This window comes from Amycolatopsis sp. NPDC033938, from assembly GCF_055575975.1.
In genome coordinates, this window is record NZ_JBVIRO010000021.1 from 24,887 (window position 1) to 47,483 (window position 22,597).

The window sequence follows — 22,597 nt, forward strand, 5'->3', positions numbered from 1 at the left end:
GAGCCGCCTAAGCGGGAGGTTCGTCGGCGGGCACGGCGTCGAGACCGGCGGTGCCGAGGAGCCTGTCGTCCGCGGTGCGCTGCGCGTCGCGCCGGTTCACCGCGGCCACGGCCGCCTGGAACTCGCCGAGGATCCGCTTCTGCAGACCGAACATCTCACGTTCCTCGGCGGGTTCGGCGTGGTCGTAGCCGAGCAGGTGCAGCACGCCGTGCGTGGTGAGCAGGTGCAGCTCGTCCATCAGCGCGTGCCCGGCCGTCTTGGCCTGGTCCTTCGCGAACGCCGGGCACAGCACGATGTCACCGAGCAGCGCGGGCGACGCGTCGGGCGCGTCCGGGCGGCGCGACGAGTCGAGCTCGTCCATCGGGAAGGCCATCACGTCGGTGGGACCGGGCAGGTCCATCCAGCGTTCGTGCAGGTCCTCCATCACCTCGAGGGTGACGAGCAGGATGGACAGCTCGGCGAGCGGGCTGACCTCCATCTTGTCGAGCGCGAAACGGGCGGCCGACACGATCGAGCTCTCGTCGACGTTCACACCCGATTCGTTGGCGATCTCGATGCTCATGAACGCCGCTGCCCTTTCCAGCCGTTGCCCTTGTCCTGGCTGTCCTGCAAGGCCTGCCACTTCTCGTACGCGTCGACGATGTCGCCGACGAGCCTGTGCCGCACCACGTCCTGGCTGGTGAGCTGGGCGAAGTGCAGGTCGTCGACGCCTTCGAGGATGTCCCGTACCACCCGCAGGCCGCTCTTCTGGCCGGTGGGGAGGTCGACCTGGGTGACGTCGCCGGTGACGACGATCTTGGCGCCGAACCCGAGCCGGGTGAGGAACATCTTCATCTGTTCCGGCGTGGTGTTCTGCGCCTCGTCGAGGATGATGAAGGCGTCGTTGAGGGTGCGGCCGCGCATGTACGCCAGCGGCGCGATCTCGATGGTGCCCGCCTGCATCAGCCGGGGGATCGACTCGGGCTCGACCATGTCGTGCAGCGCGTCGTAGAGCGGGCGCAGGTACGGGTCGATCTTCTCGTTGAGCGTGCCCGGCAGGTAGCCGAGGCGCTCACCGGCTTCGACCGCGGGCCGGGTCAGCACGATGCGCGTGACCTGCTTCGCCTGCAGCGCCTGGACGGCCTTGGCCATGGCGAGGTACGTCTTGCCGGTACCGGCGGGGCCGATGCCGAAGACGATCGTGTGCTTGTCGATGGCGTCGACGTAGCGCTTCTGGTTGAGCGTCTTGGGCCGGATCGTCTTGCCGCGCCGGGAGATGATGTTCATGCTCAGCACTTCGGCCGGTGACTCGTGGTCACCGGTGGAGAGCATGCCGACGGTGCGGCGGACGGTGGCCGGGTCGACCTGCTGGCCGCGGCCGGCGAGCGTCACGAGTTCGGCGAAGACACGCTCGGCGAAGGCGACGTCGGCGGGTGCCCCGGTCAGGGTGACCTCGTTGCCCCGGACGTGCACGTCGGCGGCGAGGAGTTCCTCGGCGACCCGGAGGTTTTCGTCCCTCGAGCCGAGCAGGCTGAGCGCGGCGGCGTCGGGGATGGGGAATCGGGACTGGGCCGCTTCGGTGACGGTGGCCTCGTCGGCCTTCGCTGTGACGTCCAGGGGGACGTCGGGGCGGGCGGCTTCACCCGGTACGGTTCCGGCCACGTGGCCTCGGGCCTACTTCCTGCGCTTACGCTGCGATTTTCAACGACACTGACAACGTCGATGCTACTGGTTGCGGGTGGCGGCACGCAGTCCGGTTTTTCCCGGCCGCGCGCCTCAACGGCCGAAATGCCCCAGCTGCTCGCCGCCGAGCACGTGCGCGTGCACGTGGAAGACGGTCTGCCCGGCGTCACCGTCGGTGTTGAACACCACCCGATAGCCGGACTCGGCGATCCCCTCGAGCTCGGCGACCTTCTTGGCGGTGGCCGCGACGTCGGCGAGAAGCCGCGGTTCGGCGGCGGCCAGTTCGGCCAGGTTCCGGAACCGCTTCTTCGGCACCACGAGCACGTGGACCCGCGCCTGCGGCGCGATGTCACGGAACGCGTACGTGGTCGCGTCCTCGTACACCTTCTCGGACGGGATCTCGCCCGCGATGATCCGCTCGAACAACGTCTCCGCGTCACTCATTCCCCCACCCTAACGTCGCGGTCGGTCTCGGTGATGACGTGCTCGGACAAACCGGCGTGGATTCAGCGTCACCGGGTCGGGCCGCGCGGCGCCGGAGACGGTGGCAGGCGGCGAAACCCTGTAACTGCAACAAGAGCGTGGTGCGGTTCGCCAGCGATTCGTGGTACTGCGCGCCCATCAGCGAAAGCGCGGCGACGTCACGGGGTGAACTCGCGAAGCCCCAAATGAAGATGCCGCGGCGCGGTGGACCCTGGGGGTCGGTCCACCGCCGCCGCGGCTCCGCCGGACCGAGGGGGGAGGTGCCCGGCGGGGATTCACGCGCGCGACCGGGCTTCATCCCCAGTGGCGCGCCGAAACCGTGTGTTGCGCGTCAGTTAACGAGAGTAACGGCTGTTTGCGTGATCGCGCCATAACTCGCCGCAAAATTGTGGGGTGTTTTTTCACTTCCAGCGGTCGGTGAGAACCCCTAGCGCGCCGAGGGCGACGGCGGCGGCGGTGGAAGTGCGCAAGACGGTGGGGCCCAACCGGATGGCGGTCGCGCCGGCGTCGGTGAGGGTGGTGAGTTCGTCGTCGGTGATGCCGCCCTCGGGGCCGACGATGAGGAGGACGTCGCCTTGGGGCGGGAGTTCGATCTCGGTGAGCCGGGTGGTGATGCCGGATTCGAGGACGAGGGCGCGGGAAACGGTCTGGACGAGTTCCGCGAGTTCGCGGGTGGTGGCGGGTTCGGCGACTTCGGGGATGTGGGCGCGGCGGGCTTGTTTGGCGGCGGCGCGGGCGGTGGTGCGCCAGCGGGTGAGGGCTTTGTCGCCGCGGGCTCCTTCTTCCCAGCGGGCGACGCTGCGGGCGGCGCGCCAGGGGACGATCGCGTCGGCGCCTGCTTCGGTGGCGAGTTCGACGGCCAGTTCGCCGCGGTCGCCTTTGGCGAGGGCCTGGGCGACGATGACGCGGAGTGCGGGTGGTTCCTCGGTCCAGTGTTCTTCGATGGCGAGGGTGAGTACCGCGTCGCGGCCTGCTTGGACGGCTTCGACGACACAGCGCGCCATGCCGCCTTCGCCGTCGGAAAGCACGAGACGTTCACCGACCCGCAGTCGCCGGACGGTGGCGGCGTGCCGGGCTTCCTCACCGTCGAGGGTGGTGCGCCCGGAGCCGGGCAGCGCGGCGGTGAGGAAGACCGGCAGTGTCGTCTCGGGCACGGGTTACCGGTGGTTCTTGGTGCGCAGCTTGGAGAACAGCCCGCCGGGCTTGGAACCGTTCGAAGACAGCGAAGGCACGTCTTCGCCGCGCTGCTGGGCCAGTTCGACGAGGAGGTCGCGCTGGGCGTCGTCGAGTTTGGTCGGCACGACGACGTCGATGTGGACGTGCAGGTCTCCGCGGCCGTCGACGCGGCCGGAGGACCGCAGGCGCGGCATGCCCTTGCCGGTGAGCACGAGTTCGGTGGCGGGCTGGGTGCCCGGTTCGATGTCGAGTTCGTAGTCGCCGTCGATGAGCGTCTCGATGGGCACTGTGGCGCCGAGCGCGGCGGTGGTCATCGGGATGCGGAAGTTGCAGTGCAGGTCGTTGCCCTGCCGGACGAACACCTCGTGCGGCGCTTCGTCGATCTCGACGTAGAGGTCACCGGCGGGACCGCCGCCGGGGCCGACCTCGCCCTGGCCGGACAGCCGGATGCGCATCCCGTCGCCGACGCCCGGCGGGATCTTCGCGGTGACGTTGCGGCGCGCGCGGACGCGGCCGTCGCCGCCGCACTGGCGGCAGGGGTCGGGGATGACCTCGCCGAAGCCGCGGCAGACCGGGCAGGGGCGGGCGGTGACGACCTGGCCGAGGAACGACCGCTGCACGGACTGGACCTCGCCGGCGCCGCCGCAGGTGTCGCAGGTCTTGGTGCCGGTGCCTTCGGCCGCGCCGGCGCCGCGGCACAGGTCGCAGACGATGGCGGTGTCGACGGTGATCTCCCGGTCGGCGCCGGTGGCGCATTCCTCCAGGGTGAGGCCGAGGCGGATGAGCGCGTCGGAGCCGGGCTGGACGCGGCTGCGCGGTCCGCGTCCGCGGCCACCGCCACCTCCCGCGGCGCCGAAGAAGGCGTCCATGATGTCGCCGAGACCGCCGAAGCCGGAGAAGGGGTCGCCGCCGCCGTTCCCGCGTGCGCCGCTGTCCATCGGGTCGCCGCCGAGGTCGACGATCTTGCGCTTCTGCGGGTCCGACAGCACCTCGTAGGCGGTGGTCACCTCACCGAACCGGTGCTGCGCGTCCTCCGACGGGTTGACGTCGGGGTGCAGTTCACGGGCCAGCTTGCGATACGCGCGCTTGATCTCCTGATCCGTCGCGTTCTTCGCAACCCCGAGAATGCCGTAATAGTCCCTCGCCACCGTCTTCGCCTTCTCCTTCTGCCTTCGATCTCGACGCCCGCGTTCAGCGGCCGGCGAGGATCTGCCCCACGTAGTTCGCCACCGCGCGCACCGCGGCGATGGTGTTCGGGTAGTCCATCCTGGTCGGCCCGACGACGCCCATCCCGCCCAGCAGCATGTCGTCCATGCCGTAGCCGATGGAAACCACCGAGGTGCTGCGCATCTGCTCGTCCTCATTTTCCTCACCGATGCGCACGGTGACCGCACCGGGGTTGCGGGCGGCCGCGAGGAGCTTGAGCACGATGACCTGCTCCTCGAGCGCCTCCAGTACCTGCCGGAGCGATCCGGGGAAGTCCGAGACGTTGCGGGTGAGGTTCGCCGTACCGCCGAGCACCAGCCGTTCTTCGGGATGTTCGACCAGCGATTCCACGAGCACGGTGCAGACGCGGGTGAGGTTGTCGCGCAGTTCGCCCGGTGCTTTTTCGGGCAGTTCGGCGACGGAGGCGGCGGCTTCGGACAGCCTGCGGCCCGCGAGCGCGCCGTTCAGCACCGTGCGCAGCCTGCCGACGTTCTCCTCGGTGATGACGTCGCCGAGGTCGACGGTGCGCTGGTCGACGCGGCCGGAGTCGGTGATCAGCACCAGCATCAGCCGGGCCGGGGTGAGCGGCACCACTTCCAGGTGGCGGACGGCGGAGTTGGTCATCATCGGGTACTGGATGACCGCGACCTGCCTGGTCAGCTGCGCGAGCAGGCGGACGGACCGGCGCAGGACGTCGTCGACGTCGGTGCCGCTGTCGAGGAAGGCCGTGATGGCGCGGCGTTCGGCGGCGCTCAGCGGTTTGACCTCGGCGATCCGGTCGACGAACAGCCGGTATCCCTTGTCGGTGGGGATGCGCCCCGCGCTGGTGTGGGGCTGGGTGATGTATCCCTCTTCTTCCAGTGCGGCCATGTCGTTGCGCACTGTGGCGCTGGACACACCGAGATTGTGCCGGTCGACGATCGCCTTGGATCCCACGGGCTCCTGGTTGGACACGTAATCAGCGACGATCGCGCGCAGCACTTCGAAGCGGCGTTCTTCCGCGTTGGCCACCTGCACCTCCCTCAGCTCGTCCTCACAACGAGTTTACGGAAGGCATCGTGCCCGGGTAGCCGAAGGACGCCTTCCCCGCATGAGATGAGGTGAAAGCGCCCTTCACCGCGTCCGATGCGGGGATGGTCCCCTTCGGCTCAGCTGTTGCGCGGGAAGCCGAGGTTCACGCCGCCCTGCGAGGGATCCGGCCACCGCGAGGTGACCACCTTCGTGCGCGTGAAGAAGTGGAAGCCCTCCGGCCCGTAGGCGTGGGTGTCGCCGAACAGCGAGTCCTTCCAGCCGCCGAACGAGTAGTAGCCGACCGGCACCGGGATCGGCACGTTCACCCCGACCATCCCGACCTCGACCTCGTTCTGGAACCGCCGCGCGGCCCGCCCGTCGTTGGTGAAGATCGCGGTGCCGTTTCCGTAGGCGTTGGCGTTCACCAGCTCCAGCGCCGCGTCGTACCCCTCGGCGCGCGCGACCGCGAGCACCGGCCCGAAGATCTCGTCGGTGTAGACCGACATCTCCGGTGTCACGTGGTCGAACAGGGTCGGGCCGAGCCAGAACCCGCCGTCCTCGCCGTCGACCTCGACTCCCCGTCCGTCGACGACGAGCCGGGCGCCGGCTTCGACACCCGCTTCCACATAGGACTCGACCCGTTCGTGGTGCGCGGCGGTGACGAGCGGTCCCATCTCCGACGTCGGCCGCCTGCCGTCGCCGACGCGCAGCCGCGTGATCCGCTCGGCGATCTTCGCGACCAGGTCATCGCCGACCGGGTCGACCGCGACCACGACCGACACCGCCATGCACCGCTCCCCCGCCGAGCCGAAGCCGGCGGAGACGGCCGCGTCGGCGGCGAGATCGAGGTCCGCGTCCGGGAGGACGACCATGTGGTTCTTCGCCCCGCCGAGCGCCTGCACGCGTTTCCCGTGCCTGGTCCCGGTTTCGTAGACGTACTTCGCGATCGGCGTCGACCCGACGAACGAGATCGCCTTGAGGTCGCGGTGCTCCAGCAGGCCATCGACAGCGACCTTGTCACCGTGCAGGACGTTGAGGACGCCGTCGGGCAAGCCTGCCTCGGCGAACAGTTCCGCGATGAACACGGCCGCGGACGGGTCCTTCTCGCTCGGCTTGAGCACGACGGTGTTGCCGCAGGCCAGCGCGTTGGGCACGAACCACAGCGGGACCATGGCCGGGAAGTTGAACGGCGAGATCACGCCGACCACGCCCAGCGGCTGCGCGATCGAGTAGACGTCGACGCCGGTCGAGGCGTTCTCACTGAAGCCGCCCTTGAGCAGTTGCGCCGCGCCACAGGCGAACTCGACGTTCTCGATGGCGCGCGCGATCTCACCGGCCGCGTCGGATTCGACCTTGCCGTGCTCGCTGGTGACGATCTTCGCCAGCTCGTCACGCCGCGCCGACAGCAGCTCGCGGAAGGCGAACAGCACCCGCGTCCGCCCGGCCAGCGACGTCCCGCGCCAGCCGGGCAGCGCCCGGGACGCGGCCGCGACCGCGGCGTCGACGTCGTCCTGCGCCGCGAAGGCGACCTTCGCCCGCACCTGACCGGTGGCCGGATCGAACACGTCACCGGATCGTTCGCTCACGCCTTCGAACGGTTTGCCGTCTATCCAGTGGTTGATGCGGTCGGTCACGGATTTCCGCCCTCCTGGTCGCCCGATGCCTGCTCCCGGTCGAGTCTGGGTGCGCGCGCCACACCGACGCCATCGGCAACGTGTACGGACTCCCGCTCCCGGCCGTACAGTCTGTCTCTGTGCTGTCGGCGGAGCTGAAGACGTACCTCGAAAGGTGACCAGACGCGTGCACCCGCCACGGCCGAAGGCCCCGCTATCGCGGTGGCAGGACGCCTGATCCGCCACCGTGACGTCGACGACCAGGCAGCGTCCTGCCGACGTCGATCGCGGACGCGGGTTCACCGACGAATACTCTGCGTTCCGACCAGGTGGGAGGCCGATGTACCCGACCGTCGCCGAGGTGCTCGCGCTGCCGGTACTGCGCCAGGGCAGGCCCCATGTGGTGGCGGGGGCGGCGGGACTGGACGCGCCGGTCCGCTGGGCGCACGTCGCCGAGGTCGCCGACATCGCGCCCCTGCTGCGGGGCGGGGAACTCGTGCTCACCACCGGGGTCGCGCTGCCCGACGACGGGGACGCGCTCGCCAGGTATGTCGCCGAGCTGGCCGGGGTCGGGGTGGCCGGCGTGGTCGTCGAACTGGTCCGTCATTGGAGTGACAAGCTGCCGTCCGCGCTGGTCGAGGCCGCGGAGCACCACGGGGTCCCGCTGATCACCCTTTCCCGGGAGACGCGCTTCGTGTCGGTCACCGAGGCGGTGAACGGGCTGATCGTGGACGCCCAGGTCGACGAACTCCGCGCGGCGGAACGGGTCCACGAGACCTTCACCGCGCTGACCGTCGCCGGAGCCGAGCCCGGCGAGATCCTCCGCGAAGTCGCGAGACTCACCGAACATCCCGTCGTGCTGGAGACCCTGTCGCACGAGGTCCTCGCCTACGACACGGCGGGCACCGACCCTGGCGAGCTGCTGCCCGGCTGGCCGTCGCGGTCGCGACCGGTGCGGGTCGGCGAGCGGACCGGCTTCCACACCGGCGCGGGCTGGCTGGTCACCGTGGTCGGCGCGCGCGGGCACGACTGGGGACGGCTGATCGTGGTCTGCGGGGATCCGCCGCCGCGACGGCACGTCGTGGTCGCCGAACGCGCCGCGTCCGCGCTCGCCGTCCACCGGCTGGTCGCCAAGGACACCGACGGACTGGAACGCCAGGCGCACCGCGCGATCCTGACCGAACTGCTGGCGAACCCGGTGCCGCCTGCCGAACTCACCGCGCGCGCCTCCGCGCTGGGTGTCCCGCTGACGGGACGGCTGCTGATCGGGGTCGCCGTGCGGCCCCGGATCACCGCGACCACCAGTACCGCGCAGTCGACCCCGGTGCTGCTGAGGGAACTCGCCGAGGCGACCGCGCTCGCCGCGCGCCGGGCCAAGGTGTCCGCGCTCGTGGCCGCCGACGACACCTTGGTGCGCGCGCTGATCGCGCTTTCCCCGGAGGCGGGGGTCGACGCGGTCCTGCGACGGCTGGCCACCGACGTCCACGAGGCCCGCTCCAGCGCGCCCGCCGTGGTCGCGGTGGGCACGACCGCCACCGGGCCCGCCGAGGCACGCCGGACGCTCGTCGAAGCCGCTCAGGTCGCCGCCGCCGCGCTCACTGAGAACGCGGAGCGGGTCGTCCACCGGCTCGACGACGTCCGCCTGCGCGGTCTGCTGCATCTGCTGGCAGGCGACGAACGGGTCACCGCGTTCGCCGCGCGGGAACTGGGCCCGCTACTGAGCCGGGACGCGGCGCAGGGCAGCAGGCTGGTGCAGGCACTGCGGCATTACTGCGCACACGGGGGCAACAAATCGGCGGCCGCGGCCGCGGCGCACACCTCCCGCACCGCCTACTACCAGCAGCTGGCCAGGATCGAGCAGGTGCTCGGTGTGCGGCTGGAGGAGCCGGAGTCGATGCTCTCCCTCTACGTCGCCTTGCTCGCCCACGACATCCGAGAAGGCGACGACCACACGACCGGGTGAGTGAATCTCACCCAGCCGAGGAACACAGTCACCGGGTCACGTCAGCCGATAGGGTTGATATGGCTTTCTTCGAACCGATCGGCACCTGCATGCTCGCGCTGGCCTGTCTGGCCCCGGTGCAGCCCGCCGACTCCACGTTCCAGCTGACCAGCCACCACTCCAACGGCCGGATCGGCTCCGTTTCGCTCACCTGCCAGCCCACCGGTGGCTCACACCCGAGCCGCGGCAGGGCCTGCGCCAGCCTGTCCAAAGTGGACGGAAAGTTCGACAGGCTACGCGGGGAACCGCGTGCCTGCACCTTGGAGTACTCGCCGGTGGACGTCTCCGCGGTCGGCAAATGGCGAGGTGAACCGGTCACCTTCCGCACTTCCTACCCGAACCCGTGTGTCGCCGACGCCGACTCTGACGGCGTCTTCACCTTCTGACCGGTAAAGGACAGGTGACCGCCGGGCCTCCCCCTCGGTGGCCCGGCGGTCGCCGCCGATCACCACCGCCTTGATCGCCCTCACCCCCAAGAGGGCGATCAAGGCCGTGGTGCCACGGCTCAGCGACGGGCCGGATAAGGACACCTCTCCCCGTCCGCGGTGGCGACGGGGGTCTGACGCGCGCGAGCCCGGCTCAGGTTCCATCCGCGCCACTCATCTTCCGAGATTCCCGTCACGACCGGTCCGAGCACACAGGAGCGAAGGGGTTCCGGAAGCCGGTCCGCCGCGGGTACGACGTCGGCGGAAAACCCCGACAGGTAACGGGTATCGAGGGTTTTGCCCGCCGCGATGCGGTCGATGTTGCGCTCGGCGATGAACCGCTCCGGATCCAGCACGGCCAGCCCCAGCAGGGCCGCCGCGGCGGCACCGATGGCCGCGCGCGGCAGCCACGCCGAGCGCAGCGGGATCAGGGAAACCAGGATCAGCGCGAAGATCAGCCCGATCCAGAGTTCGCAGACCTCGACCAGCAGCCGCAGCACGGTGAACCCGTACGCCTCCTGGTATGTCCACATGCGACTCAAGGCCGACGCGACCAGCACCAGGCTGAGCACGCTCAGCGCGCCGAGCAACCCGCGCTGCCACGCCCGATCGGCCTTCGAGGACTTCGGCGCCCACCGCAGTGCCGCCGCGACCAGCAGCAGGGTCAGCACGGTGATGGCGGACAGCTGCCAGAACCCGCTCCTGGCGTATTCGGCCGCGGTCAGGCCACTCGTGCGCAGGACGTACTCGGTGCCACCGAACAACACGACCAGGCGAACCGCGACGAAGCTCGCGAACAGCAGCACCAGCATCCCCAGCGGCAGAGCCCATTCGAGCCGGTGCGCCAGCCGTTTGCGCGGTGCGTCGTCCTCGGCGGGCAAGGGCGGCGCCGCGAGGAGGTAACACGCGCCGATGACGGCGAACGCGCCGACGGCGAAGAGGAAACCCCAGCGTACGAAGGTTTCCGGGTTCAGCTCGGGGATCACCGCGTCGACGACGTTCGCGAACGCGGCGTCGGCACCGCGCAGCAGCGGGACGAACACCAGCAGCAGTCCGGCACTCGCCAGCACCGGCACCAGGAACCGTGGCCTCGCGCGGCTTTCCGGCTGCTTGGTGAACTTCTTCAGCCCGCGCCCGATCCACGGGATCGCGAGCAGCGCTTCGATCGGCACCGCGAAGACGTCGTAGATGATCGTGTTCACCGTGCGCTTCCCGACCACCGCGAGAGATCCCGCCACACAGGCGGCCAGTACGCACAACACGTTCAGCCATACCGACGCGCGGAACACGCCGACCGCGAGCAGGCCGAGCGCGGCCAGCGCCCACACCGCGTTGACCAGGCCGAAATGCGGCGCGGCGGCACCACGGGCCCGCTTGTCCGCGAAGTAGACGGCCACGGCGAAGGCGAGCCCGGCCACGAACCAGCCGATTCCGGGATCGTCCGGCAGCGCGGCGGCGGCGATCAGCCCCGCCGCGGCCGCCGCGGGCAGCACCGAGCCGGGAAGCGGGACGATCGCGGACTTCGGCGGCACCCGGGGCCGCATCAGCACCGGTACTTGCGGCGCGGGCGGCAACGTGGCCGTCGCCCCTGTCGCCGGGGGCGACGCGTGCGCCTGCTTCTTCTCGTGGTCTTCGCTCATCGAATCCTCCAGTTTGCGAAAGCACATACCGTGGCGTGTAGGGAGGGCTGAAGGGGCCCTTCGCCTCATCTCATGCGGTGAAGGACGCTTTCGCCCCATCGCATGCGGCGAAAGTCCCCTTCAGCCCCTAAGGAACGGGGATCACGACGCGGATGACACAGCCCTGCCGCGCTACGGGGCTGACGACGGCGATGCTGCCGTCGTGGAGGTCGACCACCCACCGGGCGATCGCGAGGCCGAGGCCGGTGCCCCCGCCGCCTGCCCGCTCACCGCGGGTGAACCGTTCGAACACGCTGTCCCGCTCCCCCGGCGGGATCCCGGGGCCCTCGTCCTCGACCTCGATGACGACGTCGGCGTCGCGCGCCTCCGCCCGCACCCGGACCTCGCCACCGGAGGGTCCGTGCCGGACGGCGTTGTCGAGCAGGTTCACCACGACCTGGTAGAGCCTGCCCCGGTCGGCGACGGCCATCGCGCCGGGCGGCTGGACGTCGACGGCGAACCGCACGCCCCTGCCGGTCGCGGCCGCGGTCACCCCGGCCTCGGCGGCGACCTCCTCCAGGAGCAGTTCGAGGTCGAACTCCTCCAGCTGCAGCGGAAACGCCCCCGCGTCGATCCGGGAGAGGTCCAGCAGTTCGGAGACCAGCCTGCCGAGCCGTTCGGTCTGCTGCAGCGCGGTCTTCAAGGTCGCCGGATCGGGTTTGGCGACCCCGTCGACGAGGTTCTCCAGCACCCCGTTCAACGCGGTGATCGGGGTGCGGAGTTCGTGGGAGACGTTCGCGATGAGCTCGCGCCGTCGCTGGTCGGCGACTTCGAGATCGGCCGCCATCTGGTTGAACGCGTGCGCCAGCTCGCCGACCTCGTCCCGCGCGGTCGCCCGCACCCGGCGGGTGTAGTCGCCCTTGGCCATCGCGCGGGCGGCGGCGGTCATCTCCCGCAGCGGCCGGGTCATCCCGTGCGCGAGGATCTGCGAGGTGACCACGGCGAGCACCATCGCGGCCATGGTCGTCTTCGGTGGCAGCCAGCCGATCTGCCAGTTGAAGAAGGCGAACGCGATGCCGCCGGAGGACACCAGCAGGATCGCGAGCTTGAGTTTGATGGAGCGGACCGGGTCGAGCGGTCTCGGCAGCGCGTCGACGATCCGGCCCACGAGCGGGCGCGGGTTCACGATCCCACCTCCAGGGCGTAGCCGACGCCGTGCACGGTGCGGATGAGATCCGCGCCCAGTTTGCGGCGCAGTGCCTTGATGTGGCTGTCGACCGCGCGGGTGCCCGAACCGGTGCCGGCGACGTCCCAGTCCCAGACCTCGCTCAGCAGCCGTTCCCGCGGCTGCACCGCCCGTGGCCGCTTCGCGAAATGGACGAGCAGGTCGAACTCGATCGGCGTCAGCTGTGCCGGGGTACCCGCCCGGGTGACCCGCCGCTGTTCGACGTCGATTTCGAGGTCGCCGAGCACGATCTTCGTGCCCGTTTCGCTCAGGTCGGCCCTGGCGGACCGGTCGACGCGGCGCAGCAGCGCGTGCACCCTGGCCGAGAGCACCCGCATGGAGAACGGTTTGGTGAGGTAGTCGTCCGCGCCGACGCCGAGGCCGATCAGCATGTCCGTCTCATCCGATCGGGCGGTCAGCATCAGCACCGGGACCGGGCGGCGGGCCTGGATCCGGCGGCAGACCTCGAGTCCGTCGAACCCCGGCAGCATCACGTCCAGCACCACCAGGTCCGGCTCCCGCGCGGCGTCCACCTCGACACCTGTCGGGCCGTCGTGCGCCAGATCCACCGAGAATCCCTCCGCGCGCAGCCGCGCGGCGATGCTTTCGGCGATGGTCACGTCGTCCTCGACGACCAGCACCCGGCGTCCTCCCAGTTCCATGGGGATGACTGTAAGCAGCGGCCGTGGAGACCGTTCGGGTGAGCTGTGGAGATCCTGTGGAGATGTTTCGGCCGGATTGCCGGTTTGAGACGTCCGTGTGTGTGACGCAGGTCATGCACCAGGGGCGCTCGAACGCAATCGACAGTCTGCGTTTCGACGCCACCAACAGTGAACAGTCTGCCAGTCCCACCTCCGCCGCGCGGGCGAGCACGATTCCGCAATGGAGCCGACGGCACGCGGAACCCAGCTCGTGCATCCTGATGGCCGGGTGGAACTCGGCGAGGCCGAGTCCTTGAAGGACAGCCGCTTCTACAACGAGGAACTCGCCCCGGTCCCGGTGGAAAAACGGACCTGGACCACCTACAACTATTTCGCGCTGTGGATGGGGATGGCGCACAACATCCCCTCGTACGCGCTCGCCGCGTCCTTGATCGCGCTCGGCATGGACTGGGTCCAAGCCCTGATGACGATCACCATCGGCAACCTGATCGTGCTCGCCCCGATGCTGCTCAACAGCCACGCCGGGACGAAGTACGGCATCCCGTTCCCGGTGTTCGCCCGCGCCTTCTTCGGGATGCGCGGCGCGAATCTGGCGGCCTTGCTGCGGGCGTTCATCGCCTGCGGCTGGTTCGGCATCCAGACCTGGGTCGGCGGTGAGGCCGTCTACATCATCGTCGGACGGCTGGCGGGCTCCGGCTGGAAGGACTCCACCGTCGTCCTCGGGCAGCACTGGACGCTGTGGCTTTCGTTCGGGTTGTTCTGGCTGTTCCAGATGCTGATCATCTGGCGCGGGATGGAGGCGGTGCGGAAGTTCGAGAACTGGACGGCACCGCTGGTCTCGGTCGGCTTCCTGATCATGCTCGGCTACGTGCTGGTCAAGGCGGGCGGGCTCGGCCCGATCCTGTCCGAACCCGGGAAACTCGGCTGGGGCCCCGACTTCTGGAAGGTGTTCGCGCCGTCGCTGATGGCGATGATCGCGTTCTGGTCGACGCTTTCGCTCAACATGCCGGACTTCACCCGTTTCGGCGGCAGCCAGGGCAAGCAGGTCCGCGGCCAGATCCTCGGCTTGCCGACCACGATGACCTTCATCGCGATCGTGGCGATCCTGACCACCTCCGGCGGCAGTGTCCTCTACGGCGAGCAGATCTGGGACCCGGCGAAACTGGCCGACCGGTTCGACTCCCCGCTCGTGGTCGTGATCGCGCTGATCGCGCTGGTGCTGGCGACCGTGTCGGCGAACCTCGCGGCCAACGTGGTCAGCCCGTCCTACGACTTCTCGAACGCGTTCCCGAAGAAGATCACCTTCGCCGTCGGCGGGCTGATCACCGGCATCATCGGCATCGTCATCCAGCCGTGGCGGCTCTACTCCGACCCGAACATCTACATCTTCGCGTGGCTCGGTTTCTACGGCGGCCTCCTCGGCGCGGTCGCCGGGGTGCTCGTCGCCGGCTACTGGGTGGTCAACCGGACACACCTCAGCTTGAGGGACCTCTACACCGAACGCGGCGTCTACTGGTTCAACGGCGGGTGGAACTGGCGGGCGCTGGTCGCGACGCTGGTCGGCGCCGTGCTCGCGGTCGGCGGCGCGTACGGCGGGCCGTTCCCCGCCGACGGGCTGATCCCGTTGCTGAAACCGCTCTACGACTACAACTGGGTCGTCGGACTGGCGGGCGCTTTCGTCGTCTACCTGCTGCTGGCCCTGCCCGAGCGCAACCGCACCGCCTATCCAGAGGAGGAAGCAAGTGAGCGACCTGGTCCGAGCCGGATTGATCCAGCAGCGGTGGACGGGTGACAAGGAGTCCATGATCGCCAACGCCGTCGAAGCGATCGGTAAGGCCGCTTCGCAGGGCGCGCAGGTGGTCTGCCTGCAGGAGTTGTTCTACGGCCCGTATTTCTGCCAGGTGCAGGACACCGACTATTACTCCTACACCGAGGGCATTCCCGACGGGCCGACGACGAAGCTCATGCAGGAGGTGGCCGAACGCCACGGCGTCGTCCTCGTCGTCCCGATGTACGAGGTCGAGCAGCCGGGCGTGTACTACAACACCGCCGCGGTCATCGACGCCGACGGGACCTACCTCGGCAAGCACCGCAAGAACCACATCCCGCAGGTGAAGGGGTTCTGGGAGAAGTTCTACTTCCGGCCCGGGAACCTGGGCTACCCGGTGTTCGACACCGCCGTCGGCCGCATCGGCGTCTACATCTGTTACGAGCGGCACTTCCCCGAGGGCTGGCGCGCGCTGGGCCTGGCCGGGGCGAAGATCGTGTTCAACCCGTCGGCGACCAGCCGGGGGCTTTCGGAGTACCTGTGGCGGCTGGAGCAGCCCGCGGCCGCGGTGGCGAACGAGTACTACGTCGGCACGATCAACCGGGTCGGCGTGGAACCTTTGGGCGACAACGACTTCTATGGCCAGTCCTATTTCGCGGACCCGCGGGGACAGCTCGTCGGTGGGGCCGCGTCCGACACCGAGGAGGAGATCGTCGTCCGCGACCTCGACATGGCCAAGCTCGCCGAGGTCCGCGATCTGTGGGCTTTCTACCGAGACCGCCGTCCCGACAGCTACGGACCCCTCGCGGAGGCGTGATGACCACCCTCATCAAGGGCGGGCAGGTGCTGTCCACGGCGGGCGCTTCGGCGGCGGACGTCCTCGTCGACGGCGAGACGATCGCGGCCGTCGGCGCGCCGGGCACCCTCGGGCCCGCCGACGAGACCATCGACGCCACCGGGAAGTACGTACTGCCCGGCGGGATCGACGCGCATACCCATATGGAGATGCCGTTCGGCGGAACGCATTCCGTCGATTCCTTCGGCACCGGGACGACGGCGGCGGCGTGGGGCGGGACGACCACGATCATCGACTTCGCCGTACAGGCCAAGGGAACGTCACTGCTGTCCACTATGGACAAGTGGCACGAGAAGGCCGACGGGAACTGCGCGATCGACTACGGCTTCCACATGATCGTCTCCGACGTCAACGATTCGTCGTTGAAGGAGATGCAGGCCTGTGTCGACGGCGGGGTCGGCAGCTTCAAGATGTTCATGGCGTACCCGGGGGTGTTCTACTCCACCGACGGCGAGATCCTGCTGGCCATGCAGAAGGCGCGCGAGATCGGCGCCACGATCATGATGCACGCGGAGAACGGCATCGCGATCGACCAGCTGGCCGCGCAGGCGTTCGCCGCCGGGAAGATCGACCCGGTGCAGCACGGGCTCACCCGGCCGCCGGAGCTGGAGGGCGAGGCGACCTCGCGCGCGATCCAGCTGGCCAAGGTGACCGGGGCACCGCTGTACATCGTGCATCTCTCGGCGTCGCAGGCACTGGCGGCGGTCGCGGAAGCGCGTAACGACGGGCAGAACGTCTTCGCGGAGACGTGTCCTCAGTATCTCTATCTGTCCATTGAGGACTTGGCGAAGCCGGATTTCGAGGGCGCGAAGTACGTCGCTTCTCCCCCGCTGCGCGAGAAGTCGCATCAGGCGGACCTGTGGCGCGGGCTGCGCACCAACGACCTTTCGGTGGTGTCGACCGATCACTGTCCGTTCTGCTTCAAAGACCAGAAGGAACTCGGCCGCGGCGACTTCCGCGCGATCCCCAACGGGATCCCCGGCGTCGAGCACCGGATGGACCTGCTGCACCAGGGTGTCGTGGCGGGCGAGCTGACCCTCGGCCGCTGGGTCGAGACCTGCTCGACCACTCCGGCGCGGATGTTCGGGCTGTACCCGCGCAAGGGGGTCATCGCGGCGGGTTCGGACGCGGACATCGTCGTCTACGACCCCACGGCGAAACAGACCCTTTCGGTCGAGACGCACCACATGAACGTGGACTACTCGGCTTACGAAGGGCTGGAGATCACCGGCAAGGTCGAAACGGTGTTCTCGCGCGGCCGCGTGGTGGTGTCGCCGTCGGGGTTCTCCGGGAGTACGACGCACGGGAAATTCCTCTCGCGCGACCTCAACCAGTACCTGAACTGAGGTGGTGGCCGTGGACTTCGGGATAGTTCTCCAGACCGATCCGCCCGCACGCGACCTGGTACGGCTCATGAAGGCTGCCGAGGACCAGGGTTTCCGCTACGGCTGGACGTTCGACTCGTGCGTGCTGTGGCAGGAACCGTTCGTCATCTACTCGCAGATCCTCGCGGCGACGTCGTCGATGATCGTGGGGCCGATGGTGACCAGCCCGGCCACCCGGGACTGGTCGGTGATGGCGTCGACCTTCGCCACGCTCAACGACATGTACGGCAACCGGACGGTGTGCGGCATCGGCCGCGGCGACTCGGCGCACCGGGTGGTCGGGATGCCACCGTCCACTTTGGCCACCGTGCGCGACTGCATGCACGTGGTCAAGGAACTGGCGGAGGGACGTGAGGTCCTGTTGCGGGACAAGCCGGTCCGGATCCCCTGGATCCGCAACGGCAGGCTTGAGATGTGGATGGCCGGATACGGGCCCAAGGCGCTCAAGACGGTCGGTGAACACGCGGACGGCTTCATCCTCCAGTGCGCCGATCCCGCGATCGCCCAGTGGACCATAGGCGCGGTGCGCGAGGCGGCCCGTGCGGCGGGACGGGATCCGGGCGGGATCACCATCTGTCTCGCGGCGCCGGCGTATGTCGGTGACGATCTGGCGCACCAGCGGGAACAGCTGCGGTGGTTCGGCGGGATGGTCGGCAACCACGTCGCGGATCTCGTGGCGCGCTACGGCGATTCCGGTCCGGTGCCTAGGGAACTGACCGACTACATCCGTGAGCGTCAGGGCTACGACTACGCACATCACGGGCGGGCGGGCAATCCGTCGACCGACTTCGTCCCGGACGAGATCGTGGACCGGTTCTGCCTGCTGGGCCCGTCCTCGGCGCACGTCGAACGGCTGGAGGAGCTGGCTTCGCTCGGTGTCGACCAGTTCTCGCTGTACCTCATGCACGATCAGCGGGAAGAGACCCTGAAGCGGTACGGCTCGGAGGTCATCGGCCGCTGACGACCCGCGTTTCGTCCTCTGAATGCGGTACCGCATTCAGAGGACGAAACGCGTGGGGTCAGGCGCCGAACCAGGCGGCCAGGGCTTCGCGCAGGCCCTCGGTGTCGCCGTCGCCCGCCCAGGCGATGTACCCGTCCGGGCGGATCAGCAGGACGTCGGCGGGCCGGTCCTCGGCCTTCGCGGTGCGGACGTCCACAAGCCCTTCCGCCAGTGCGCGCAGTTCCGGGCGGCCCGCGAGGTCGAGCAGGACCGGCCGCGCGTCACGCAGCAGCTCGGCGACACTCGTCGCGCCCTGATCGGTCTCCAGCGCGAGATCCGGGACGAACGTGCCGGTGAGCGCGTGCGTGGAACCCGGCATCGGGTAACGCGTGTCGGTCCCGGCGACGTGGGAGGCCAGCCGTCGCGCGGCCTGCTCGTCGTCCAGAAGCTCCTGGAAGACCGCCCGCAGTGCCTCGGCGGCTTCGTCGTGCCCGCGCCGCAGCGCGACCTGGGCCCGGGATTGCAGCAACGCGCGCGCACCCGCGGCGTGCCGTTCCGCGTGATAGCTGTCCAGCAGGCCTTCCGGTGCCCGGCCCTGGATCTCGGCGGCCAGTTTCCAGGCGAGGTTGACCGAGTCGGACATGCCGACGTTGATCGCGGTGCCGGTGGAGGGCAGCAGGTGGGCCGCGTCGCCCGCCAGCAGGATCCGGCCCGCGCGGTAGCGCTCGGCCTGGCGGGCGGAGAACTGGTAGCGCGAGAGGCGGACCGGGTCGCCCAGCGGGACGTCCCCGCCGAGCACGCGGCGGATGCTGTCGCCGAGTTCGGTCAGCGTCATCGGCACGTCGTCGTCGATCTCGCCGGGATCGTCCTCGGTGGTCTGGATGAACAGGATCCCCGGGGTGAGCGAGCCGAGCGCGAACACGCCGGTGCCGGTGCGGGTGAAGCCCGCCTTGATCCGGCCGAGTTCCGGCGTCTCGATGTCGCCGTTGTCGTGCACGGTCAGTCCATCCGGGACGCTGACCTGCCCGATCCGGTTGACCTCGGGATAGGTGGTGCCGGGGAAGCCGATCCCGGCCATCGAACGGACGGGACTGCGCCCGCCGTCGCAGCCCACCAGATACGGAGCGGTCACCTGGTAGGTCCCGTCCGGACCGCGCACCTCGGCGGTCACCGACCCGTCGTCCTGGCTCACGCCGACGACCTCGTGCCCGCGGCGGAGTTCCGCGCCGAGACCGGTGGCGTGCTCCTCCAGCAACCCTTCCAGCAGCTGCTGGCGCACCGACAACGCCTTCAGCGGCGGCTCCTCGAACCGGGTGAGGTCGACATGCACCCCGCCGAACGGGAACCGGTCGGCCGGGACGGGATCGGTGACGAGCTCCCGCACCCGGTCCAGCAGGCCGCGGTAGTGCAGCAGGTCCAGGATCTGCCCGCTGAGGCCGTGAGCCTTGGGTGTCTTCCCCCGTTCCGGCCGCCGTTCCAGCACCAGCGGGCGCACGCCCGCCGGCCGCAGTTCCGCGGCCAGCATCAGCCCGGTCGGGCCGGCGCCCACGATGATCACATCGACGTCCGTCAAGTTCACTCCTGTTCGGCCTGTTCTTGCTACGGCCGAGGATTCTGCGGCACCACCGGGGTCTTGCCGCAAGCCCCCCGGTGCGCTATATGTTGACCATGGAGGGGTACGCCCCACCATCTTTCCGGGTATTCGCACCAGGGACCGCCCGCCCGCGAGGCGGAACGCTGGGCCGGTGACCAGAATCCGCATCGCCACCGTGCTCACCGTCACCGCCCTCGCCACCGTCACCTTCGCGCCCGCGGTCTCGGCCGCGCCGCAGGGACTCGACTGGGGCCCGTGTCCGTCCGGTTCGCCACCGGGCTACGACTGCGCCGAGATCGAGGTCCCGTTGTCCTATCAGGACCCGGGCGGCCCTCGGATCACCATCGCCCTCGGCCGTCTCCCCGCCACGGACCAGAAGCGCAAACGCGGCACGATCTTCACCAACCCCGGCGGCCCCGGGAACCCCGGCCGCTTCAGCAGGTTCCAGACCCCGTCCCTGCACCGGCAGTTCGACATCGTCGGCTTCGATCCGCGCGGCGTCGGTGCCAGCACCCCGGTCCGCTGCTTCACCAGCGACGCCGAAACCGAGCCGCTCAAACGGATCCTGGGAAACTTCCCGATCACCGCCGAACAGGAGACCCGGCATTTCGCCGACGTCCGCGAGGTCGCCGCGTCGTGCGGCCGCAACGCCGGGCCGCTGCTGAATCACCTGTCGACCGCGAACGTCGCCAGGGACCTCGACGAACTGCGCGCGGCGGTCGGCGAACCCCGCCTTCGCTACTACGGGCTTTCCTACGGCACTTACCTCGGCGAGGTTTACGCCAACCTGTTCCCGCAACGCGTGGGCGCCTTGGCACTGGACGCCGTCAACGATCCGATCGCCTGGTCCACCGGTCACCGTCCGGAAGACGCGAACACCCCGTTCAGTGCCAGGCTCGGCGGTTTCCGGGACGCGGACCGCGCCTTGCAGGCGTTCCTCGACGCGTGCGCGGCCGACACGCGGTGCGCGTTCCGTGAGCCGGGCACGGATCTCCGGGCCAAGTACGACGCGCTCCTCGACCGGCTCGAAGCCACGCCGGGACCGATCACCTACCAGGAGGTCATCCGGCGCACCCACAACGCGCTGACCGACGAGAGGAACTCTCCCGCGCTGGCGGAATTCCTTCAGACGGCGACGAAACCGGCGGCAGCTCCCACAGCGGCGAAGGCCATCGCGACGCCCTTCGACTCGGCACTGGGCGGCGGCGGAACCCTCTGCGCCGACACGACGAACCCGCGCGACCCGGCCGCCTGGCCGAAGGCGGCACGCGCGGCGGACCGGGAAAGCCGCGGGTTCGGTTCCTACGACACGTATCTCTCGCTGCCGTGTGCCTTCTGGCCCGCCGCCGACCCGGCGCGCCACACCGGACCGTGGAATCGCCCGACCGCGCCGATCCTGTTGCTGGCCAACGGTAAGGGCGATCCGGAAACGCCGTACGCGGGGGCTGAGCGAACCGAGCGGATCCTCGGTAACGCCCGGCTCCTCACCTTGGACGCGTGGGGGCACGGCGCGGCGAACCGCAGTGCCTGTGTCGACACGGCACTCGACGCCTACCTGACCTTCGGACGGCTTCCGGCGCGCGGCACCGTCTGCGCCCCGGATCACGCACCGTTCGACGCCAGGTGACTCAAGAAGAGCGCAGGACGTTCAGAGGTAGGGCCGACCTGATTCTGGGCGCATGCCGGGCTTCAGGGTCCACAAGGGACACCGAGTGGGGACCGTCCTCAGCCGACGAGCGCTTGATACACCAGGTTGCGCAGTTCGACCCGGATCGGATAGGACGACGACGGCAGCAGCTGGGTGAAGAACAGCACCGTGACGTCCTCGTCCGGATCCACCCAGAAGGCGGTGCTCGCCGCGCCACCCCAGGCGAATTCTCCCGCACTGGCGAGGGTTTTGGCCTTCACCGCGTCGTCGAGCACGGAAAAGCCGAGTCCGAAGCCGAAACCGTGGTATGGCGCCTCGGAGAACGCGGGCCGCCCGTAGGTCTCCAGGTCGACGCCACCCGGCAGATGGTTGGTCGCCATGGTCTGCACCGTGCGCGGGCCGAGCAGCCGAGTGCCGTCGAGTTCGCCGCCGCGCAGCAACATCTGCGTGAAGCGGTGGTAGTCGCCCGCCGTCGAGACCAGGCCGCCACCGCCCGACAAACAGGTGGGCGCGACCCGGCCGACGGCGCCCATCTCGTCGTGCCGGAAGGGTGCTTTGGTCTTCGGGTGGGGTACGTAGAGGGCGGCGAGCCTGTCGAGGACGCCGGAATCGGCCTGGAAGCCTGTCTCGTGCATACCGAGCGGCGTGAAGATCCGTTCGGCGAAGAAGGTGTCGAGAGTCTGGCCGGAGACGACTTCGACCAGCCTGCCGAGGATGTCCGTCGCGACCGAATAGTTCCATTCCGAACCGGGCTGGAACAGCAAGGGCAGTCGTGCGATCGCTTCGGAGACCCCGGCGAGGTCGAGCCCCGGCGCCGTGCCCCAGTCGAATCCGGCCTCGCGATAGACCGCGTCGACCGGATGCGTGCGGTGGAAGCCGTAGGTCAGGCCCGCGGTGTGGGTGAGCAGATGCCAGAGCCGGATCGGCTCGGTCGCGGGCTCGGTCGCCATCCGGACGGACGAGCCCTTCGTGAAGACCCGCGGCTCCGCGAATTCCGGCAGCCATCGCGAGATCGGGTCGGTGAGGTCGATACGGCCCTCTTCGACGAGCATCATCGCGGCGACCGAGGTGACCGGCTTCGTCATCGAGTAGATGCGCCAGATCGTGTCCGTCTCGACCGGCAGTCCCGCCTCGATGTCACGCATCCCGTTCGACGCCAGATGCGCGACCTTCCCGTTCCTGGTCACCACCGCCAGGTACCCGGGAAGCAGGTTCCGTTCCAGGTACCCGTCGAAGTGCTTGTCGATCCGCCGCAGCCGCTCCTCGTCGAAACCCACCTCGGCCGGGTCGACGTCCACCTTCAGCTCGATCATGTGCCCGAG

19 protein-coding genes are annotated in these 22,597 nt (G+C 69.4%); 7 read left to right on the plus strand and 12 right to left on the minus strand.

All coding sequences use genetic code 11. From position 1 onward, the window contains the following. Positions 1 to 7 precede the first annotated feature (7 nt). The 7 genes from ybeY to ACZ5ZX_RS35255 all read right to left on the minus strand — a co-directional run bounded on the left by ybeY (position 8) and on the right by ACZ5ZX_RS35255 (position 7,172). Positions 8 to 562, minus strand: coding sequence for an rRNA maturation RNase YbeY (gene ybeY / locus ACZ5ZX_RS35225; protein WP_037310506.1), 555 nt, complete (start codon positions 560 to 562; stop codon positions 8 to 10). Next, on the minus strand, positions 559 to 1,641 hold the full coding sequence (locus tag ACZ5ZX_RS35230; protein ID WP_465506309.1) for a PhoH family protein: 1,083 nt from the start codon (positions 1,639 to 1,641) through the stop codon (positions 559 to 561). The genes ybeY and ACZ5ZX_RS35230 overlap by 4 nt, the downstream gene beginning before the upstream one ends. A 114-nt stretch (positions 1,642 to 1,755) precedes the next feature. After that, positions 1,756 to 2,106 (minus strand): histidine triad nucleotide-binding protein, encoded by a 351-nt coding sequence (locus ACZ5ZX_RS35235; RefSeq protein ID WP_465506310.1) that lies wholly within the window; start codon positions 2,104 to 2,106, stop codon positions 1,756 to 1,758. A gap of 440 nt (positions 2,107 to 2,546) precedes the next feature. Further along, positions 2,547 to 3,299: a 16S rRNA (uracil(1498)-N(3))-methyltransferase gene (locus ACZ5ZX_RS35240; protein WP_465506311.1), complete on the minus strand. Its 753-nt coding sequence runs from the start codon at positions 3,297 to 3,299 to the stop codon at positions 2,547 to 2,549. Positions 3,300 to 3,302: 3 nt separating this feature from the next. After that, on the minus strand, positions 3,303 to 4,469 hold the full coding sequence (gene dnaJ, locus ACZ5ZX_RS35245) for a molecular chaperone DnaJ (protein ID WP_061982736.1): 1,167 nt from the start codon (positions 4,467 to 4,469) through the stop codon (positions 3,303 to 3,305). Between the two features lie 43 nt (positions 4,470 to 4,512). Further along, positions 4,513 to 5,538, minus strand: a complete 1,026-nt coding sequence (gene hrcA, locus ACZ5ZX_RS35250) for a heat-inducible transcriptional repressor HrcA (protein WP_465463719.1) — start codon at positions 5,536 to 5,538, stop codon at positions 4,513 to 4,515. Between the two features lie 137 nt (positions 5,539 to 5,675). After that, positions 5,676 to 7,172 (minus strand): CoA-acylating methylmalonate-semialdehyde dehydrogenase, encoded by a 1,497-nt coding sequence (locus tag ACZ5ZX_RS35255; protein ID WP_465506312.1) that lies wholly within the window; start codon positions 7,170 to 7,172, stop codon positions 5,676 to 5,678. A gap of 319 nt (positions 7,173 to 7,491) precedes the next feature. Here ACZ5ZX_RS35255 and ACZ5ZX_RS35260 point away from each other — a divergent pair, with 319 nt between their 5' ends. Together ACZ5ZX_RS35260 and ACZ5ZX_RS35265 are read left to right on the plus strand one after the other, a co-directional pair. Then, positions 7,492 to 9,114 carry a PucR family transcriptional regulator gene (locus tag ACZ5ZX_RS35260; RefSeq protein WP_465506313.1) on the plus strand — a complete coding sequence of 541 codons (1,623 nt, stop codon included), beginning with the start codon at positions 7,492 to 7,494 and terminating at the stop codon, positions 9,112 to 9,114. A gap of 59 nt (positions 9,115 to 9,173) precedes the next feature. Beyond that, positions 9,174 to 9,539 carry an SSI family serine proteinase inhibitor gene (locus ACZ5ZX_RS35265; protein WP_465506314.1) on the plus strand — a complete coding sequence of 122 codons (366 nt, stop codon included), beginning with the start codon at positions 9,174 to 9,176 and terminating at the stop codon, positions 9,537 to 9,539. A 119-nt stretch (positions 9,540 to 9,658) separates the two neighbouring features. On the opposite strand, the gene ACZ5ZX_RS35270 is transcribed toward ACZ5ZX_RS35265, so the two are convergent. From ACZ5ZX_RS35270 to ACZ5ZX_RS35280, 3 genes are all read right to left on the minus strand, one after another. Beyond that, entirely contained in the window at positions 9,659 to 11,218 is a 1,560-nt protein-coding gene (locus tag ACZ5ZX_RS35270; protein ID WP_465506315.1) for a DUF4153 domain-containing protein, read from the minus strand. A 127-nt stretch (positions 11,219 to 11,345) separates the two neighbouring features. Further along, positions 11,346 to 12,383 (minus strand): HAMP domain-containing sensor histidine kinase, encoded by a 1,038-nt coding sequence (locus tag ACZ5ZX_RS35275; RefSeq protein WP_465506316.1) that lies wholly within the window; start codon positions 12,381 to 12,383, stop codon positions 11,346 to 11,348. Further along, positions 12,380 to 13,063, minus strand: coding sequence for a response regulator transcription factor (locus tag ACZ5ZX_RS35280; protein ID WP_465506398.1), 684 nt, complete (start codon positions 13,061 to 13,063; stop codon positions 12,380 to 12,382). Before ACZ5ZX_RS35280 ends, ACZ5ZX_RS35275 begins: the two co-directional genes overlap by 4 nt. Before the next feature lie 241 nt (positions 13,064 to 13,304). Between ACZ5ZX_RS35280 and ACZ5ZX_RS35285 the strand changes: the two genes are divergently transcribed. From ACZ5ZX_RS35285 to ACZ5ZX_RS35300, 4 genes are read left to right on the plus strand one after another with little or no spacing between them, the layout of a single operon-like run. Beyond that, positions 13,305 to 14,876 carry an NCS1 family nucleobase:cation symporter-1 gene (locus tag ACZ5ZX_RS35285; protein ID WP_465506317.1) on the plus strand — a complete coding sequence of 524 codons (1,572 nt, stop codon included), beginning with the start codon at positions 13,305 to 13,307 and terminating at the stop codon, positions 14,874 to 14,876. Beyond that, positions 14,827 to 15,669: a nitrilase-related carbon-nitrogen hydrolase gene (locus ACZ5ZX_RS35290; RefSeq protein WP_465506318.1), complete on the plus strand. Its 843-nt coding sequence runs from the start codon at positions 14,827 to 14,829 to the stop codon at positions 15,667 to 15,669. The genes ACZ5ZX_RS35285 and ACZ5ZX_RS35290 overlap by 50 nt, the downstream gene beginning before the upstream one ends. Beyond that, the gene (gene hydA, locus ACZ5ZX_RS35295) at positions 15,669 to 17,054 is read left to right on the plus strand and encodes a dihydropyrimidinase (RefSeq protein WP_465506319.1); all 1,386 of its coding nucleotides are present in this window, start codon (positions 15,669 to 15,671) and stop codon (positions 17,052 to 17,054) included. The genes ACZ5ZX_RS35290 and hydA overlap by 1 nt, the downstream gene beginning before the upstream one ends. Positions 17,055 to 17,064: 10 nt before the next feature. Continuing rightward, positions 17,065 to 18,054, plus strand: coding sequence for a TIGR03842 family LLM class F420-dependent oxidoreductase (locus tag ACZ5ZX_RS35300; protein WP_465506320.1), 990 nt, complete (start codon positions 17,065 to 17,067; stop codon positions 18,052 to 18,054). Between the two features lie 58 nt (positions 18,055 to 18,112). Here ACZ5ZX_RS35300 and ACZ5ZX_RS35305 read toward each other — a convergent pair whose 3' ends face one another. After that, positions 18,113 to 19,606, minus strand: coding sequence for an FAD-dependent monooxygenase (locus ACZ5ZX_RS35305; RefSeq protein WP_465506321.1), 1,494 nt, complete (start codon positions 19,604 to 19,606; stop codon positions 18,113 to 18,115). 172 nt (positions 19,607 to 19,778) lie between these two features. Here ACZ5ZX_RS35305 and ACZ5ZX_RS35310 point away from each other — a divergent pair, with 172 nt between their 5' ends. Continuing rightward, positions 19,779 to 21,254, plus strand: coding sequence for an alpha/beta hydrolase (locus tag ACZ5ZX_RS35310; protein ID WP_465506322.1), 1,476 nt, complete (start codon positions 19,779 to 19,781; stop codon positions 21,252 to 21,254). A 98-nt stretch (positions 21,255 to 21,352) separates the two neighbouring features. On the opposite strand, the gene ACZ5ZX_RS35315 is transcribed toward ACZ5ZX_RS35310, so the two are convergent. Then, complete coding sequence (locus tag ACZ5ZX_RS35315; RefSeq protein ID WP_465506323.1) at positions 21,353 to 22,588, minus strand: serine hydrolase domain-containing protein; 1,236 nt, start codon at positions 22,586 to 22,588, stop codon at positions 21,353 to 21,355. Between the last annotated feature and the right edge of the window lie 9 nt (positions 22,589 to 22,597).

Coding starts and splice junctions, on each gene's coding strand:
- ybeY (WP_037310506.1), bottom strand. CDS start 562: ATGAGCATCGAGATCGCCAACGAATCGGGTGTGAACGTCGACGAGAGC.
- ACZ5ZX_RS35235 (WP_465506310.1), bottom strand. CDS start 2,106: ATGAGTGACGCGGAGACGTTGTTCGAGCGGATCATCGCGGGCGAGATC.
- ACZ5ZX_RS35260 (WP_465506313.1), top strand. CDS start 7,492: ATGTACCCGACCGTCGCCGAGGTGCTCGCGCTGCCGGTACTGCGCCAG.
- ACZ5ZX_RS35265 (WP_465506314.1), top strand. CDS start 9,174: ATGGCTTTCTTCGAACCGATCGGCACCTGCATGCTCGCGCTGGCCTGT.
- ACZ5ZX_RS35270 (WP_465506315.1), bottom strand. CDS start 11,218: ATGAGCGAAGACCACGAGAAGAAGCAGGCGCACGCGTCGCCCCCGGCG.
- ACZ5ZX_RS35285 (WP_465506317.1), top strand. CDS start 13,305: ATGGAGCCGACGGCACGCGGAACCCAGCTCGTGCATCCTGATGGCCGG.
- hydA (WP_465506319.1), top strand. CDS start 15,669: ATGACCACCCTCATCAAGGGCGGGCAGGTGCTGTCCACGGCGGGCGCT.
- ACZ5ZX_RS35315 (WP_465506323.1), bottom strand. CDS start 22,588: ATGATCGAGCTGAAGGTGGACGTCGACCCGGCCGAGGTGGGTTTCGAC.